This window comes from Methanomethylovorans sp. (genome assembly GCF_050177135.1).
In the GTDB taxonomy this organism is placed as follows: Archaea; Halobacteriota; Methanosarcinia; order Methanosarcinales; family Methanosarcinaceae; genus Methanomethylovorans.
Window position 1 is genome coordinate 1 of the sequence record NZ_JBFXHJ010000036.1, and the last position, 16,502, is coordinate 16,502.

The 16,502-nt window shown below is 46.0% G+C and carries 18 protein-coding genes and 1 pseudogene; 7 read left to right on the plus strand and 12 right to left on the minus strand.

The features are described from left to right. Positions 1 to 265, plus strand: a pseudogene (locus tag AB7U21_RS04600) (hypothetical protein); the annotation flags it as partial. A gap of 175 nt (positions 266 to 440) precedes the next feature. Further along, positions 441 to 1,127 (plus strand): DUF169 domain-containing protein, encoded by a 687-nt coding sequence (locus AB7U21_RS04605; protein ID WP_428387346.1) that lies wholly within the window; start codon positions 441 to 443, stop codon positions 1,125 to 1,127. A 101-nt stretch (positions 1,128 to 1,228) separates the two neighbouring features. On the opposite strand, the gene AB7U21_RS04610 is transcribed toward AB7U21_RS04605, so the two are convergent. The 8 genes from AB7U21_RS04610 to AB7U21_RS04645 all read right to left on the minus strand — a co-directional run bounded on the left by AB7U21_RS04610 (position 1,229) and on the right by AB7U21_RS04645 (position 8,795). Continuing rightward, positions 1,229 to 1,933 (minus strand): DUF169 domain-containing protein, encoded by a 705-nt coding sequence (locus AB7U21_RS04610; RefSeq protein ID WP_333787427.1) that lies wholly within the window; start codon positions 1,931 to 1,933, stop codon positions 1,229 to 1,231. 203 nt (positions 1,934 to 2,136) lie between these two features. Further along, positions 2,137 to 2,532, minus strand: a complete 396-nt coding sequence (gene cfbA / locus AB7U21_RS04615) for a sirohydrochlorin nickelochelatase (protein ID WP_333787428.1) — start codon at positions 2,530 to 2,532, stop codon at positions 2,137 to 2,139. A 130-nt stretch (positions 2,533 to 2,662) separates the two neighbouring features. Next, a complete protein-coding gene (gene fdhD, locus AB7U21_RS04620) occupies positions 2,663 to 3,496 on the minus strand; it encodes a formate dehydrogenase accessory sulfurtransferase FdhD (protein ID WP_428387349.1) in 834 nt (277 codons plus the stop codon). Beyond that, complete coding sequence (locus tag AB7U21_RS04625) at positions 3,493 to 4,800, minus strand: formylmethanofuran dehydrogenase subunit B (RefSeq protein ID WP_428387351.1); 1,308 nt, start codon at positions 4,798 to 4,800, stop codon at positions 3,493 to 3,495. Before AB7U21_RS04625 ends, fdhD begins: the two co-directional genes overlap by 4 nt. Before the next feature lies 1 nt (position 4,801). Continuing rightward, the gene (locus AB7U21_RS04630) at positions 4,802 to 5,191 is read right to left on the minus strand and encodes a molybdopterin dinucleotide binding domain-containing protein (protein WP_292352857.1); all 390 of its coding nucleotides are present in this window, start codon (positions 5,189 to 5,191) and stop codon (positions 4,802 to 4,804) included. A gap of 10 nt (positions 5,192 to 5,201) precedes the next feature. Further along, the gene (locus AB7U21_RS04635) at positions 5,202 to 6,011 is read right to left on the minus strand and encodes a formylmethanofuran dehydrogenase subunit C (protein ID WP_333787431.1); all 810 of its coding nucleotides are present in this window, start codon (positions 6,009 to 6,011) and stop codon (positions 5,202 to 5,204) included. A 4-nt stretch (positions 6,012 to 6,015) separates the two neighbouring features. Then, positions 6,016 to 7,770, minus strand: coding sequence for a formylmethanofuran dehydrogenase subunit A (locus AB7U21_RS04640; protein WP_333787432.1), 1,755 nt, complete (start codon positions 7,768 to 7,770; stop codon positions 6,016 to 6,018). A 2-nt stretch (positions 7,771 to 7,772) separates the two neighbouring features. Further along, on the minus strand, positions 7,773 to 8,795 hold the full coding sequence (locus tag AB7U21_RS04645) for a 4Fe-4S binding protein (protein ID WP_428387354.1): 1,023 nt from the start codon (positions 8,793 to 8,795) through the stop codon (positions 7,773 to 7,775). Between the two features lie 451 nt (positions 8,796 to 9,246). Between AB7U21_RS04645 and AB7U21_RS04650 the strand changes: the two genes are divergently transcribed. From AB7U21_RS04650 to AB7U21_RS04660, 3 genes are read left to right on the plus strand one after another with little or no spacing between them, the layout of a single operon-like run. After that, on the plus strand, positions 9,247 to 10,137 hold the full coding sequence (locus tag AB7U21_RS04650; protein ID WP_428387356.1) for a shikimate kinase: 891 nt from the start codon (positions 9,247 to 9,249) through the stop codon (positions 10,135 to 10,137). Further along, positions 10,124 to 10,411, plus strand: a complete 288-nt coding sequence (locus AB7U21_RS04655; protein WP_333787434.1) for a chorismate mutase — start codon at positions 10,124 to 10,126, stop codon at positions 10,409 to 10,411. The genes AB7U21_RS04650 and AB7U21_RS04655 overlap by 14 nt, the downstream gene beginning before the upstream one ends. An 11-nt stretch (positions 10,412 to 10,422) precedes the next feature. Continuing rightward, entirely contained in the window at positions 10,423 to 10,815 is a 393-nt protein-coding gene (locus AB7U21_RS04660) for a 5-(carboxyamino)imidazole ribonucleotide mutase (protein WP_292352808.1), read from the plus strand. A gap of 19 nt (positions 10,816 to 10,834) precedes the next feature. Here AB7U21_RS04660 and AB7U21_RS04665 read toward each other — a convergent pair whose 3' ends face one another. Then, positions 10,835 to 11,695, minus strand: coding sequence for a methanogen output domain 1-containing protein (locus AB7U21_RS04665; protein ID WP_428387359.1), 861 nt, complete (start codon positions 11,693 to 11,695; stop codon positions 10,835 to 10,837). A 156-nt stretch (positions 11,696 to 11,851) separates the two neighbouring features. Continuing rightward, positions 11,852 to 12,670, minus strand: coding sequence for an RAD55 family ATPase (locus AB7U21_RS04670; RefSeq protein WP_428387361.1), 819 nt, complete (start codon positions 12,668 to 12,670; stop codon positions 11,852 to 11,854). 242 nt (positions 12,671 to 12,912) lie between these two features. Between AB7U21_RS04670 and AB7U21_RS04675 the strand changes: the two genes are divergently transcribed. Together AB7U21_RS04675 and AB7U21_RS04680 are read left to right on the plus strand one after the other, a co-directional pair. Continuing rightward, entirely contained in the window at positions 12,913 to 14,637 is a 1,725-nt protein-coding gene (locus AB7U21_RS04675; RefSeq protein WP_428387363.1) for a 2-oxoacid:acceptor oxidoreductase subunit alpha, read from the plus strand. Further along, entirely contained in the window at positions 14,637 to 15,491 is an 855-nt protein-coding gene (locus AB7U21_RS04680) for a 2-oxoacid:ferredoxin oxidoreductase subunit beta (protein ID WP_428387365.1), read from the plus strand. Before AB7U21_RS04675 ends, AB7U21_RS04680 begins: the two co-directional genes overlap by 1 nt. A gap of 15 nt (positions 15,492 to 15,506) precedes the next feature. Here AB7U21_RS04680 and AB7U21_RS04685 read toward each other — a convergent pair whose 3' ends face one another. Next, positions 15,507 to 16,118, minus strand: coding sequence for a HemK2/MTQ2 family protein methyltransferase (locus AB7U21_RS04685; RefSeq protein WP_428387367.1), 612 nt, complete (start codon positions 16,116 to 16,118; stop codon positions 15,507 to 15,509). Then, the coding region (locus tag AB7U21_RS04690; protein WP_428387369.1) for an rRNA adenine N-6-methyltransferase family protein at positions 16,115 to 16,502 on the minus strand (388 nt) is incomplete at its 5' end. The genes AB7U21_RS04690 and AB7U21_RS04685, both read right to left, overlap by 4 nt.

The following is a 16,502-nucleotide window of genomic DNA, read 5'->3' on the forward strand; positions in this document are numbered from 1 at the left end:
AGTAGACCTCAAGGTGGTGGACCTTGTGGCAAGGCTCAGGGACAAAAGGATACAGCTGGAGATCACGGATGAAGCAAAACAATACCTGGGCAGGGTAGGCTACAGTGAGACCTTCGGTGCCAGGCCACTTAAGCGTGTAATACAGAACGAGGTGGAAACAAAGATGGCAAAACTGATAGTTTCGGGCCAGGTTGCAGAAGGCTCTACCGTAGTAGCGGATTTCAGAGATAATCAGATAGTGCTGGACGTTGTCCAGAAGGTCTGAGCGTGCTGATCCGGCCATTATTGGCACTGTGGCCGGAAATTTTCATATTTTTTTAGATCTGCCTTTTATGTACTCCTTAACTTAACAGAATCCCTGATTGATAAACTACATATATCCCTTTGCACATTATTCGCACAGCCGACCAAAACCTATGATCGACACAGGAGAAGATCGCATGAACAACGAAGAGATCCAGAGATTAGGAAAAGAACTTATAGACACACTCCAACTGAAAACATCACCTGTCGCCGTACGTCTTGTTAAAGCGGATGAAGAATTGCCTTCTGACGTGCAAAGAATAACAGAGAATACAAGGCATTGCCAGATGGTGGACAACGTAAGGAGAAAAGGGTCTCAGTTCTATGCGATCATTGATGATCACATGTGCAAAGGCGGAGCGGCGGTGATGGGACTTACCGAAATGGGTGAAAAGCTGAAGACCGGAGAAGTGTACTATCACCTAAACCATTTCGGTTCCATGGATGCTGCTAAAAGCACAATGGAAAAAGTACCGCGGGTGCCAGCACATTCCGTAAAAGCTGTATTGTATTCACCTCTGGAGAATGCAACATTCGATCCTGATGTTATCCTGATCATTACGAATCCTAAACAGGTAATGGAACTGTCACAGGCACTGTTGCACAACAGTGGAGGACGTGTCAATGCAAGTTTTGCAGGCAAACAGAGCGTGTGTGCAGATGGCGTAGCTTATCCCTTTCTCTCAGGAGAAGCAGGTGTGACCGTGGGCTGCAGCGGCAGCCGCAAGTACACCGAAATAAAAGACGATGAGATGATCATAAGCATACCTGTGGACATGTTGCCAGGGCTTGTGGCATCTGCAAGAACGATGTTCAGTAACTGAACATCACCTTTTCTTAAAAAAGTATTTCAAAACAGTTTCTTGCCTGTTACAGTAGTTTCGGTAAATTGAAATTGATAGGGAACTAAAGAAAGAGTAATTTCTTAACCCTCTTTCTTTCTTGCTTTTTGCATTGGCCCTCCATGTATCTTCTCAAGTGCCTCCACCATTTTTCCGAGGTTTACATACGGTATTCCTGCGATCATTTCTTCATTTTTGATATCTGTGGACCTGCGACACCCAAAACATCCAAGGCTCATGTTCATCTTACCTGTGAGCAGGGGGATGAGAGTGGAATCCACACATGTTGCCTGGAAAGCTGCTGTGCTGAATGCCTGCCTTCCACCTTCGAAGAAAGTAGCTGCCGGAATAAGCCAGTAAAGAGTTTCGGGGACATCCACCAGCACCACAACATCAGGTTCAAATTCAAAATCCTTCAACGGACCAACAACTGTAGCAACTGTACTGCCCTCTTCCAATTCAGAGCGTTGGGAGATCATATTTGCAGCTGCATCGGTACATTCGAACATTGCAAGATTCGTATGGAATTCACCTGATTTTACCTTAGGGGGAGTTGGAACCAGACCCAGGCTTGATGCACCCACGACACATGCATGTTTCTCAGCAGGCATTATAAACGATTCACCGTTCCTTGCCCTCATAATGGACTGACAGTGCCTGATGTTATTTGCAGGTTCCGTGAACCCTTCCGGGATTTTTTGTCCCTTCTTTATTAATTTGACAGCCACTGGTTCATATCTAAGTTCCAGTATTTTTATAAGCTTTTCAGATAGTTCAGTGTTCTTCATAATATAAGATTTCGTAAAGTAATATTTAAATTTAACATAACACAGGCTTTTGATTTTACTTATTGCAGACCAAAATACCAATTGTTCCCAGTTTCAGTATACAAGCACCTGATATTTGGGTTCTTGTAGAAAAACCCCAGTTGAATAATAAATTGTGTTCCAAATGTGAGAAAAAGATGCTGTGTTCTGTAACACAGCTATGATCAGAGAACTTCCTGCGCTCTCTTGAAGATCAGATCGGCAATGAGCTCATCGCTTCCAAGGGGCTTGCCGTAGAGGATACTTACCTGCCTGCCATTCATTTGAATGTTACCCTGATTGGTTTCGGGGTCCAGTTTCAATATAGCCGGAATATCTTCAGTAATATGCACGCCCGATGCAAGGAATACAGGCACAGCAACTATCTTGCTCACACCGCTATCTTCAAATGAAAGTAATGCTTCTTCCACTGAGGGAGTGCTCATTTCCATAAATCCGGCCTTTACAACATATTCAGGGTGTTTTTTTGCGATCATGTCTGCAATTTCAGTAACTACCTGGTTGTTGTAGGGCAATCTGCTGCCATGACCTATGGCAAGGATACCGATCTTTTCGCTCATATATATCACCTTTTTGAAAAATTGTAACAATAATCCTACTAAAAGTGTTACTTACTCGGATGGTTGTAAGTTTTAATCGAATATAGTTCTTTTCATTTATCCCCGGAAAATACTACAAAAAACAATAAAATCACGCATATATCAATCGATATTCCCCACTATATACATACATATTAGGTTCTCTCACGAAACCTACGAGGGTCAGATCTGCATCCTGTGCAAGTAACACTGCTTCTTTCACAGTTGCGCCTTTACTGGCCATGAGAGGAAAACCAGAATTTATAGCCTTTGAAACCATAGTACCTGCAAGCCTGCCTGTAGTGACAAGCGCACATCTGGAAATATCTATGCCTTCAAGCAATGCTTTTCCAACCGCCTTGTCCACAGAACACGAACGTCCTATATCCTCGCAGAATACCAGAATATTACCTGATGGATCACATACCAGTGAAGAATGAGCGCCACCGGTCTTTTTCCATGCGTTGCCCCATTCTTTCAGTTTTCCTACTGCATTGAATATCACCTGTGGAACGAAAAACACATCCTTTGGCAATAAGGGACGGTTCCTGGGAGTAAAAAGGGTCGTACCGCACCTTTCCACACGTCCGAGATCGAAAAGCTGAGAAACATCGATATTGATCTTACAATCTATCCTCTTAGGACCTATATCAATGGAAAGTATGTTCTGGATATCATCCCTGCCGATAAAGCCTTCACATACCATGAATCCAACTGCAAGCTCCTCAAGTTCCCTGGGACTCGCATAAAAAGTAGTGAGGTGGACATCATTGATGAAAAGGTCAAATACCTCTTCAATGATAACATCCGCTTCTATTTGTTTTCTCTGGCTGCCGGAGATCTCTGTGCACGCTATAGTTGTATATAGGGAAGAAGGGGCGACACATTCGCCCCTGCCGAATTCCCTCTTTACAGAAGAATTACCCGTGTACTGGTTCTTCTTCATGCTTCCTTAAGTTTCTTCACTCTGTCGAAAAGCTGTTTCATAGTATCTTCGTTGCTCTTTGTGTAAGGGAACGGAGATTCCGTGAACGGCTGGAAGTACACTGGCACATCGTCAAGCCTATAGAAAGTACCATCACATTCCATCGCATCGATGACACCGGGCAGCACCACTTCAGATACCGTGGTGGTAGGACATGGCGCAATGTCAATGCAGATAGTGGGTATCTGTGCCATGTACTCTGCGGCATCTGCAGGGATGTGGCATACAAGATCAGCACTGAGCACCAGTGCAGCGTCCGTATCCTTGTCCCTCAGCAGGTCCACACAGGTGTACTCTCCGGGATTGTATCTCGGATAGCCCCTTGAGAAATCGAGGCCGAAGGGATACCCATAGAGGTAAGATGCGAGCTGGTTGAAACCTGCGACGTTGCAATGACCTCTCAGTGCCCCTATAGTACACTTTGTATAGTTGTTCATTTCCTTTACCATGTTCAGGGCCATTTCGATATTCCTGTGCTTTCCGTAAGATGAGGACACACCCAGTCCTACGTAGATGGACACGAAATTAGACTCCTTCATCAGGGTGACGACCTGTTCCATGACCTCAATAGGAATACCGGTTATCTCTTCCACTGAAGGATGTGGCTTTTTCCCATTGATTATGGTGAACAGTCCACTCAGCAGTTCATAGTCTGTGTTGGGGTTGAGCTGCACATGCAGGTCAGATGCAACTGTTGTGGGAGTCTTGCGCGGGTCCACTGTAATGACCGTACGATCGAACCTGCCTCTCTTGGTCCAGTATCCCCTTGGGAAGACACCATACCTGGACATGTGCCTGGGCATGGATTCCAGAGGATTGGTTCCCCAGTAGATGATGATATCTGCCCTGTTCTTTGACTGTCCGGCCGTACATCCGGACCTGCCTGCTTCCTGGATACCCATTGCAGTGGGTCCGTGGCAAATCGTGGCATTAGAATCGACTGCGCCACCAAGATATTCTCCCATATGCAGACCAACTTCCTGCGCCTCAATGGCTGTTTCACTACCCATGAAGAAAAAAGGCCTTCTGGAGTTGGCCAGGATCTGAGCAGCCCTGTCCAGAGCCTCATCCCATGTTGCAGGCCTCAGCTTGCCATTCTCCCTTACCATAGGTTCTCTTATCCTGTGATGGCTCACAACTTCCTGAAACTTGGCATTGCCCATCTTACAGGCGTTCTGAACATCGATGGTGTTACCTTTGAGATCCACAATGATATCGTCACATGATGCACCGCATACCGGGCATATAATGTTCTTTGCAACCATTTTATTCACCTCCCATGTACACCTTAAGAACAACGTCTTCAGCACTGAGCACCTCGCCTTCAGCAGGCTCGATGGTCACGAGGCTTCCCTTGTATAGAGGTGAACCTGTGGAGAACGTGGACGGCTCTACTACCACATTGGCCCATATTGCCCTTGGCATGAAGACCTGTCCACACCTCATGTCGTTGGTACATTTGGTATATACTACAACTGAACGCTGTCCGTCCCTTCTTATGACCTTTACCTTCTCAGGGAATCCCAGTGCTGCGTAATCAACTTCGTTGAGCCAGCAGACTGCACACTCCTTTGTGTATGCGTCAGAGTATTTGTCACCGCCCTTGGCCAGCCTTCCTTCATCTATGGTACTTCCGGTATTAAGTAACGCTTCAATGCATACCATTTTACAGACCCCCGTTAAACTCGCTTGATACGTACATTACGCCTTTTACTTTCTGGGGTATTGCATAGTCACCTGCGAACTTCTTGTACTCGCCCGGGCATTCGACATCACCGAACTTGAGGTCTTTCTCCGTGGCCTGATACTGGAATCCTGGAGTGAACCTGGATATGTGGCCGCCTACTACAATAATACCGTTGGTCATCTCAGCACCCACGGTCCTGAAGGCATCTCCCTTCACAACGATAAGGCCGCCATTGGCACGGATGCCACAGAAATTGTCCACGTTACCATTGATGATGATCTCTCCGCCGCTTATACCGCCGCCTACCTGGTTCATTGCGTTGCCATCAATTACGATACGACCGCCGGTCATACCATGCCAGCTGCCACGGTATGCACAACCTACATGGTCTTTGGTATTACCTTTGATATGAAGCAGGCCGCCTTTCATCTCCATGCCTGCCCATGACTCGGCATCTCCCTCTACAACGATCTCACCCCCGGCCATCTCGGAGCCAACATGCATCCCTGCATTGCCCTTTATGACTATCTTGCCGGAGGTCATCTGCTGCCCTATTCTCTTTATCCTTGGAACATCACCATCTACAATGATGGTGGTTTCCTGTGCAGAGCTTCCACCATTACCCTGCACATCAAAGAAATCAGAAAGAGGTAACTCCTTTGGGCCCTGCCATACGACCAGCTCACCAATTTCCTTTGCATTCTTGCCGGCGAAATGGTCAGGAGTTATGACCTCTGCTTCCACCATTATATCAATATCATTTTTTGGTCTAAGTGTAACTTCTGCCATTGACTCACCTCAACGGATTCACGGTCATCGGAGTTGGGTTTGCCAGGTACCTCTCAGGCGTCGGGTAGTTAGAGAAGCCTAAGGTGTAGTACCTGAACCACTCCTTTACATCTTCAAGCATGTGCTTTTCATCAGCATCCGGGACCTTGATGTCAGAATAATAGGTCCTCTTTTCCGGAATTGCCACGATCTCACCCTGGCGGGCAACGACCTCTCCGTCCTTTATAGTGTACTCAGAGTTCTGCAGGTTCCTAATAAGGCTCTCATAGTCGTTCACATCGAGCTTCTTCGGATCAATGTTGTAAATGGCCACATCACCGTCAGCTCCCACACCCAGGGTTCCCTTCCTGTATGCCATACCAATTGTCCTTGCTGGGTTGGCACGGGTCAGGATCGCAAGATCATACAGAGACATCTCTCTCTCCTCACCGCCCAGGCCGCTCCTGTCCTGGGACCACTTGTGGCATTCCGCCATGGTGTCCTGCCTGGCCTTGAGGGACATCAGCCATGCCATAACAAGTGGGTACTTTGTAAATGGACCACCATTGGGACTATCAGTTGTCATGATGGACTTCCAGGGATCCTTTACGTACAACAGCACTTCCAGACCCATTGCCCATTGCACACTGTGCACAGGATTGCTCTTTAGGTATGTGAATGGCAGTACACCTGAACCACACTCGCATTCCACGTCCGTGTTAGACCACTTGTTACCTGTAAGCACATAGAGATCGTGGATCGCAGGTCCATCACCGGTCATGACCGTTGCGTCACCGAATGGCACACAACCACTGTCCATTACTACATGGTCCTTGCCGTTGACATAATCTGTTATGCCCTTTACACCGGATTCAAAATCTCTCCATGAAGTTCCACCGAACGCATTGAACTGGCAGTGTGTCAGGTAAACGGACTCGTGCCTCTTTGCATTCATCTTTGTTTCTGCCCATTCCACGTCCACATTGGGCTTACCTTTTACGTTGCTTGGGATCTTGAGAGATTCCTTTGTGATCTCCCAGCAGCCCGGGTGTCCAAGGTTGTTTGCATGCAGATGCAGTGGCATTGGGAAACCGAGGTGCTCATTGATCTCGGTCAGGTTCTTGATGATCTCCGTGGGTGTGACCTCGAAGTGTATGTTCGCCTGGTCAAGGGAATTGACGTTCTCTCCCCATCCCCAGTTCTCCACACCTGCTGGGTTCACACATTTTATACCGTATGTCTTGTGGGTCCTCATCATCCATGCTACGTAGGCTGCTGCCTTGTCAAAATCACCCTCGTTCATGTACCTCATAAGGAACCAGTTGTTCCCCAGTACAAGGTAGCCTCCCATATCCACCATGGGTGTTGCACGCATTTCCTCATGAGTGTGACGGGCTTCAAGGGGCGGTACTGCTGCTTCAAATACAGTGGTATATCCCATCTTGGAATACTCATATCCACCCAGGTACACAGTAGGAACAGTGTAACCTGAACCGGAATGGGTAAGAGGGGTTTTCTTCATGTAACATTTGTAGTGGTCCTCCGGCCTCATTAGCCTGCCACTGTTTACTTTCGCACCGGCAACATGTGAGTGGGAATCCACACCACCAGCCATTACGGTCATGCCGCTGGCATCTATGACCTTTGCGTTATCCATCTCAGATGCAGAAAGCTCTCTCACGACCTTTCCGTCTCTGATGAAAACATCCATCCTTTCCCCTTTGACCTCATTGAGGGGATCGAACACATAACCATTCTTTATTGCAATCGTTCCAGCCATATCTAACACTCCCTTCTCTCTAACCAGATGGCGTTCACGGGACAGATCATCACACACGCACCATCTGAGCCACAGACATCCTGATTGACAACCTTGACAGTACCATTCCTCACCTCAAGGATCTTCTTGCTTTCCACTTCGTTGAGATAGCCGGCTGCAAGGTTCTTATTATCCTGAGCATTGACCGGGCACATGATAACACAGTTACCGCATCCAAGGCAGGCTTCTTCATCGGTCATAAGCACAGAAGTGAGAGTGGGTCTCGGTGCCTTGACGTTAAGCAACTTTTTCTCGATGATGGCTTTCTTATCCACTTCGGGGATTATCTGGGTCTTGGTTACAGTAATAGCATCCACGGGGCAGGCCATTTCACAGGCCCCGCAATAGATACATACGTCTGCGCGCTGGGCCACCTTATCCACTCTCTCCCCGGCTTCCCATTCCGGGTTAAAAAGCGCATTACATGGACATGTGTCAACACATGAACGGCAGGCAGTACAGGTAGCCTCATCCCTTACCCATGTTCCCGCAAACGGTTTCTGTACAGTGATAGCATCTGCAGGACAGACGGAAGCACACCATCCGCAATGTACACAGCATGAGTTATCTATCTTTGTCTCACCATCGACCTTCGCACTGCCATCAGATGCCAGCCACTGCCTGACCTCTATACATCCCTGCGGGCATATCTGCTCGCATAATCCGCAGTGGACACAGTTCTCATTGACAGTTGTTGGTTTAAGCACAAAACTGAGATATGTGTTATCATTGATCGATTTGCCAGCCTGCCGCATTTCCAATGCACCTGTGGGACAGGTCTTGGCACATATGCCACACATTATACAGCCTGAAGGATCATTCTCCAGGTAGTCCTTGTCAATAAGGCCCCTGGCAACAGCCCCCACGGAACCGATGGTGATGATTCCTTTCGGACATGCCATGACGCAAGTTCCACATCCTATGCACTTCTCCGGAAGATACATAAGTTGCTTGTCGTCTTTTGTTCCAAACATTACTTCATTCATCTGATCTACTCCGTAATCCTGCCTATAGCATGCATTGTAAATTGAAGGTCCAATGCAATAAGAATCCCTTCCTCTAAAGGCACCTGTTACAAACATCTCTGTTCTGGAACTGACGATCCATTATCGTGGCCATTCTGGCAACATGCCTGAACTCATCTGGCCGGATATCAGTACAGAATGCATCCCGTCTGTCTGCTAGGGCATATTCTGCCCGTTGATGCCAACAGTAGTGTAATAAATACAATAGCTCCAGTTCTTGACATATTATACTACCTGAGGTCGCTATTATAGTAACATGTATCTGTTATAAAATTATCGTTCTAATTTACAAGCGGCAACAACTGGTTATTAAATATGCTCATTGTTCGGACCACATTTTAAATATGATCGTGTATACTACCCACTGGTAGAACAATTAAAGGAAAAAGACTGTACAAAAAATAGAGGTGTTATGACCTATACAGGACATGCATATGCTCTTGGAGCAGGTACTATAGTAAATGCGATCTCCACCTGGAAAGGCGCGGCTTTTGCAGTGGACCTAAAGACCTTTGCCGACGTGGAACTAAATAGTGGCTTGGGAAAAATTTCAGGAACTATTGAAGGTCAGCCTGAAGCAGATACACGGCTTATAGAAAGAACTGTAGAACTGGTAATGCAGTACTTCGATGTCCAGATGCAAGGTTCAGTAAGAACAAGAAGTGAAATACCTCTTGCCAGCGGATTGAAAAGCAGCAGTGCAGCTGCTAACGCCACGGTCCTTGCCACACTGGATGCACTCGCCGAAGAAATGGAACCTATTGATGCCGTAAAACTGGGCGTGCAAGCTGCTTTGGATGTGGGTGTCAGCATCACTGGTGCCTTTGATGATGCATGTGCTTCTTTTTTTGGAGGGGTAGTGGTTACGGATAACAAACTTAAAGAACTGGAGCGCAGGGAAAAGAAGGAAAAGGATGTTATCATCTTTGCACCTGACAGAAAAGCCTTCAGCTCAGCTACCAATGTATCTCGTTCACGATTGATCGCTCCGTGGGTAGATATGGCCTATATGCTAGCCCTGGAGGGAAACTATGAAGAGGCAATGACCCTTAATGGATTTCTTTATTGCAGTGCTCTGGGCTTTGATACAGAACCAATGATGCTGGCTCTGGAAGCCGGAGTTAAAGGCGTTACACTTTCAGGCACTGGACCATCTTATGTTGCACTTGTGGACAATGTGTCCTGTTCAAAACTAAAGGAAAGCTGGTCCCAGCTGGGAATAAGCGGAAGCCTGATAAGCAGTAAGATATATAATAAAGAGGCAAAAAAACTTGCTGCCGGGAGTAATAATGAGCTCACTTGAAGAAGTACGTGCTGAGATCCAACGTATTGACAGGAACATAGTTGATCTTATCAAGAAACGTACAGAACTTTCGGAAAAAGTACTTGAGTCAAAGAGGAAGTCAGGTCTGCCGATCAATGACGAGGCCCAGAACAAAGTTGTCCTTGAGAGGGCAGTAGACAATGCTATAGAATTCAATCTTGATACAAATCCTGTGAGATCGATATTCAAGATACTTATTGAAATGAGCATAGAACACCAGCAGGAGCTTAGCGGAAAGGGTAAATTCCCCTGAGGAAGTATATAATGGTAGACATAGCAGTCATAATGGGATCTGAATCAGATCGTGCCATAGCCAATCGTGTAACAGGAGTACTGGACGAGAGCAAGTACGTTTATGACATACAGGTGATCTCAGCACATCGCAATCCTGATACACTTGATGAATACATTGCAGGAAGCAGTGCAAAGGTATTTATTGCAATTGCAGGCCTCTCTGCCGCATTACCGGGAGTTATTGCGTCGAAAACAAAAAAACCGGTAATAGGAGTTCCAGTAAGTGCAAAAATGATGGGACTGGACGCATTATTATCCATTGCTCAGATGCCTCCAGGTGTGCCTGTAGCCAGCGTGGGTATTGACAATGGTGCAAATGCAGCACATCTTGCCATAAGGATACTTGACCTGCTAAGCAGTTAAAAAAATATTCAGTGGCTGATCAGTCTTGCTTGCTGAATCTGAAAATACATTCCTCGTCGCCGTTACCCATAGTTGAAAGTACTTCCACGTCCATTTCATAATCTATTCTTTCAGCCAGTCTTGCAAAAGCACCTCTTGTAAGATTACACAGGACGGGATTTAACTGTGCTTCCTGAGCACCCCAGGGACACCTGGTTCCTTTTAAGTAAAACGAATTATGATTTTCTGCATTGGGTTTTGATTCAAAACTGCCTCCAAGCTGGTTCATCAGCATGCAGCAAGCATCCCCAAGAGGATTATCTTTACTGTTAATACCCTCATACCCCATTAAACCCTCTAACATTGATTCCACGACCATATTTGTCATCTGGTGAATGATCATGTTCTTCTGTTCTAATGGAATGGTTTTAAAAAGAGTGGGGATTATCCTTGTAAGCACAGATCTGACACGGTTCTGCATCTCGAGTTTGTCCTTTTCCTGTTGCAAACTGTTATGCAGATGTCTAATTCTAAGAAGGGACCTGATCCTTGCATTTAGTTCCACTTTATCCACTGGTTTTATAAGAAAATCATCCGCCCCGGCATCTACACCCCTTATCCGGTCTTCTCTGTTAGAGAGCGCTGTCACCATAACTACCGGCAAGAGCTGAGTGCCTTCAGCAGACCTGATAAGCTTACATACATCATAGCCATTCATTTCCGGCATCATTACATCAAGAAGTAAAATGTCCGGCTTTTCTTCATTTACCTTTGCAAGTGCTTCTTTGCCATTAGAAGCCGAAACTGTCACGTATTCAGAGCCCAAATATGCCTGCAAAAGTTCCACGTTCATGGGCTCATCATCTACTATAAGCACTTTAGGTTTTGGTTCATCTGGCATATTATTCACCCCATATCGATAGATTCTGCTGCCTTCTATACATCTTCAATGAGATGCTGATCCACGTGTACCTTGAAAGAAGCTGGTCACTCCATTGCAATGATAATGCTGTGTGGTACAGGGACCATATCTTGGAACTCATTGATACCACACACCTTAACCCACATCTATAAGCTTACCTTTGGAGCCCTTTAACTGGATTCCTGTCGCAGTGATATCAAATAAGATAAAGTCCAATGATATCGACGTACTACGCATCTTCGGGATACTAAGGAAACGTTCCATTTTTCCTGTATATGGGTTTTCCTTCACGAACAATTTTATAGCCCCATGGGTCGAGTAATCAGCTATCTGATGAGTTAACTGGTATGCAGCATCGTCCATTACATATACTACAGTGATCTGCTTAGCGGATAGTACACGATTGAGAGTGTCGAACTTATCCCTGAACTGCTTGATGTCAAGACCAAAGGCAAGAACTCCAACATTGTCGACAACTACCACTTTGGCATCATCCGGAATTAGTTTTACCACATCGACAAGGTCCATCGTACCAATATTGAAACCCACCTGATCATGCCTGAAAGATCTGTCCAGTTCACATTCTTCAATAAGATCGATCTCAGTGTTGTTGAACCCATCTACAATATGAGCAGCTCTGGCCACTGCTCCTGCCCTTATTTCCAGGACCTGCTTGATACTAAGAAGGCCATTTTCCAGAAAAGGCTCCAGTTTTAAGCCAAGCATCCCTGCTTGCTCCAGGAGATCCTCGGGCGACTCTTCAGTTGCTATAAGCACACATTTCTTACCATCCGAACAGGATTGGTACAACAGATGGAGTCCAAATATAGTCTTACCGGTACCCGGAACACCTGTTAAAAGTATCCCTTTTCCTTGTGGGTAGCCTCCACCTATTTTTTTGTCAAGGTTTTCTATGCCTGTGGGGACGCGTTCCATTCTATCACTGGGTTCCATATTAGAGATTAATTATAGTTTGTTTATTATAATTAGAGGTATATATAGATGGCTATTCCAGCAGAGAATAGCTGAGAAGAAAGATCGAAGCATCGCCGGTAAAAATTATGGGTAAATGATATAAGCGGATATCCTCAATATTATTATGATAACCGGATGCGCTGATTTTGAATTTGCATCTTTGATCCCATGTGTTCATCGCAAACATCAGAGGATACATTTAGCTTTAAAGGGGGAAGTAAATGGAACACGACATAAGCATACGAATAGGAGGAGAAGCCGGACAGGGTATACAAACCATAGGCCTTGCGCTGGCAAAGACATTCCAAAAAAGTGGGCTGCACGTTTTTTCAACACAGTACTATCTATCGAGGGTTCGGGGAGGGAACAACTATTTCCAAATAAGGGTGAGCGACAGGCCAGTAAGAGCGATGTCAGACAGGTTGGATATGCTGATCGCACTGGACAGAATGTCTGTTGAAAAATACATGGAAGAGCTGAGTGATGGTGTTTTACTCCTGGACGCAGAAGAATTTAAAATTCCCAGCTATGACAAACAACTATTTGATGTGCCATTCCAGAAAATAGCAAAAGAGACTGGCGGCAGCAAGTTATATACAAGCACTGTGGCCATGGGGGCTGTCCTGGGCTTGCTCTGCTTTGAATTGAGATATCTGGAAGATGTGTTAAGAGATACGTTCTCAAAAAAAGGAGAAGAAATAATTCAAAGTAATATACTGGCCGCAAGAGCTGGCTATGATCATGCGCAGAATAACTATAAGGGCAAGTGTAAATACTCTTTTGAAAAGGCCAGCAGAACTTCAAGGAAGATGTTAATAGATGGGAATGATGCTGTAGGGCTTGGTGCGCTTGCGGCAGGCGTGCAATTCCTTGCCTCTTACCCCATGACCCCTTCCACCGGAGTGATGAATTTTGTGGCTGCACATGCAGATAAGTTCAATGTGATAGTCGAACAGGCGGAAGATGAGATCAGCGCCCTTAATATGGTATTAGGTGCATCTTTTGCGGGTGCCAGAGCCATGACCACCACATCTGGAGGTGGATTCAGCCTTATGGCTGAAGCTTTAGGGCTGGCAGGTATGACAGAGACCCCTGCCGTAATATTCTTTGGCCAGCGCCCCGGGCCTGCTACCGGACTGCCCACAATGACCGAACAGGGGGACCTGTTGTTCGCATTGCACGCTTCCCAGGGAGAGTTTCCCCGATGCATACTTGCCCCGAAGACCCCCGAGGATGCGTTTTATCTCACGGCGAAGGCTTTTAACCTGGCGGACAAGTACCAGATCCCTGTGTTTATCATGAGTGACCAATACCTTGCAGATGCCCAGTTCACTTGCGAGCGGTTCGATGCTTCAAAGATCACCATCGATAGACATCTGTTATCAGATGATGAACTGGGAACTATGGACACATACAAGCGTTATAGCATCACATCTGATGGCATTTCGCCCCGTGCACTGCCTGGTCAGAGTGAGCACCTTGTAGTTGCGGATAGTGATGAACACAATGAGGAGGGACACATTGACCAGACAGCAGATAATCGTATACTTATGATGGAAAAGAGAATGAGGAAACTTAAAGGGCTTACAATGGAAATGGAAGGCCCTGAGGTGTACGGACCTCAGGAAGCAGATGTTACTCTTATTGGATGGGGATCGTCATATGGACCCCTTGCAGAAACAGTGGAACTGCTAAATGAAGAAGGACAAAGTCTGAACCTCGTACATTTCACACATATATACCCTATTAACAGGGAAGAGATAAGGAATATGATAACGGGGAAAGGAACTACTGTATGTGTGGAGAGTAATGCAACAGGGCAGTTCGCAAAGCTATTGAAAACCGAAGCAGACATATCTGTTGATATGAACCTGCTAAGGTACGATGGTATGCCTTTCACCCCGGGATATGTAATACTTGCCCTGCATGAGAAGAAGGTGATCTGATGGTTACAATGGAGGATTATCCTGACATTGAGACCGAATGGTGTCCAGGATGCGGGAACTTTGGAATAATTAAAGCTATCAGGAAAGCACTGGTGAACATGGGTAAGGCGCCGCATGAAGTTCTCATGGTGTCCGGCATAGGACAGGCAGGTAAACTTCCCCATTATATGAAATGTAATACGTTCAATGGGCTGCATGGAAGAACATTGCCTCCGGCCACCGGGGCAAAAATAGCTAACCATGAACTGACGGTCCTCACAGTAGGTGGCGATGGGGATGCTTATGGAGAAGGTGGTAATCACCTGATCCATGCCATCAGACGTAATCCGAACATAACTGCCATTGTTAACGATAACCAGATATACGGCCTTACCAAAGGACAGGCATCTCCTACAAGTGAGCTTGGTATGAAGACCAAGGTCCAGACCCATGGAGTGGTAAATACACCTCTAAACCCGCTTGCTCTTGCCATTTCCCTGGACTGTTCCTTTGTGGCGAGGGGATATGCAGGAAATATCGAACATCTGGCAGGCATTCTGGAAGAAGCGATTACGCACCGAGGTTTTGCATTGGTGGACATCCTGCAACCGTGCGTATCCTTTAATAAACTCAACACATTCAAGTGGTATGCAGAAAGAGTATACAGGCTTGATGAAGAAGGGTATGTGCCTGATGACCGGATAAAGGCTTTTGAGAGATCGCTTGAATGGGGAGACCGGATACCTATAGGGATATTTTACAAGAAAGAAAAGCCTACCCTTGAAGACGGATTTGGTGTGCTTGGAGAAGGAACTCTTATTAGTAGGCCTAAAGATCAGACCCTGGTAGATGAATTGATAGATTCGTTCATGTGATCTTGCCGGATCACTTCATCTTTTCTGAGGTCTGTCCCTCAGGATGCCCTTTAAGACTACCAGTTCTTCAAAAAAACACTTTTCTTTTACCACAACTTCCGATCCAAAGCCTGCTTCTTCCATCAAGAGCTTTGTCTTTTCAATTCCTGTAAGCGATGAGATCAAAAGTAGTATGATGCCGGTGGAACAAAGATGGAGAGAGACGTTTTCAAGGAACCTGCAGAGAGGTCCCGTACCATCAACACCACCATCAAAAGCATAGTTGAGCCAGCCGGGAACCTTATCCTCTTCTAAAGTGGGAAGGTATGGAGGATTGAAAATGATCATATCAAAATACTTGAGCGGCTTGAAAGCAGAGAACATGTCGGCCCTGATGGTCAGAACTCCATTATCACAAGCACATTTCACAGCATGGGGATTTATGTCCGTAGCAAGCAGGTCCACATCCAGGTTTGACCGTATGACCGCAGAAACAAAACCTGTACCTGTGCCTATTTCCAGGATCTTCATGCCTTTCTTTGCAAATTTAAGTGCAGCATCGGCAAGCAAAAAGGAATCTTCTGCAGGCTCGTAAACATCCTCAGCAAATTTCACACACGCGTTCCTGTAGCTGATGCAGGGCATCATGTCCCCTGCTGCATTGCAAGTATACTATCGGACAGTGCAGCAAGCTGGGCAGGGTCCAGATTCTCAGGCCGTAGTTTCATCAGGTCCTCCGGTAGCCTGGAAACAACCTGCTTGACATTGTGTATACCTAACATGTGGTTACTTTCTACAATAGCGTTCTTTATTTTCTTGCGCCTTTTGGTAAAAACCGCTGTTACGAACTTGAGGAAGAAATCCTTATTTGTTACTGTAAAAGGAGCTGGCCTTGGGCAGACCTTTACCACAGCAGACTCTACTTGAGGCGGAGGAGAAAAGACACCTTTCGGAACTTTCATAATAATAGATGCATCTGCAAAATATGCAGTATTGACTGTTAATCTGCTGTAATCATCTGATCCCGGCTTT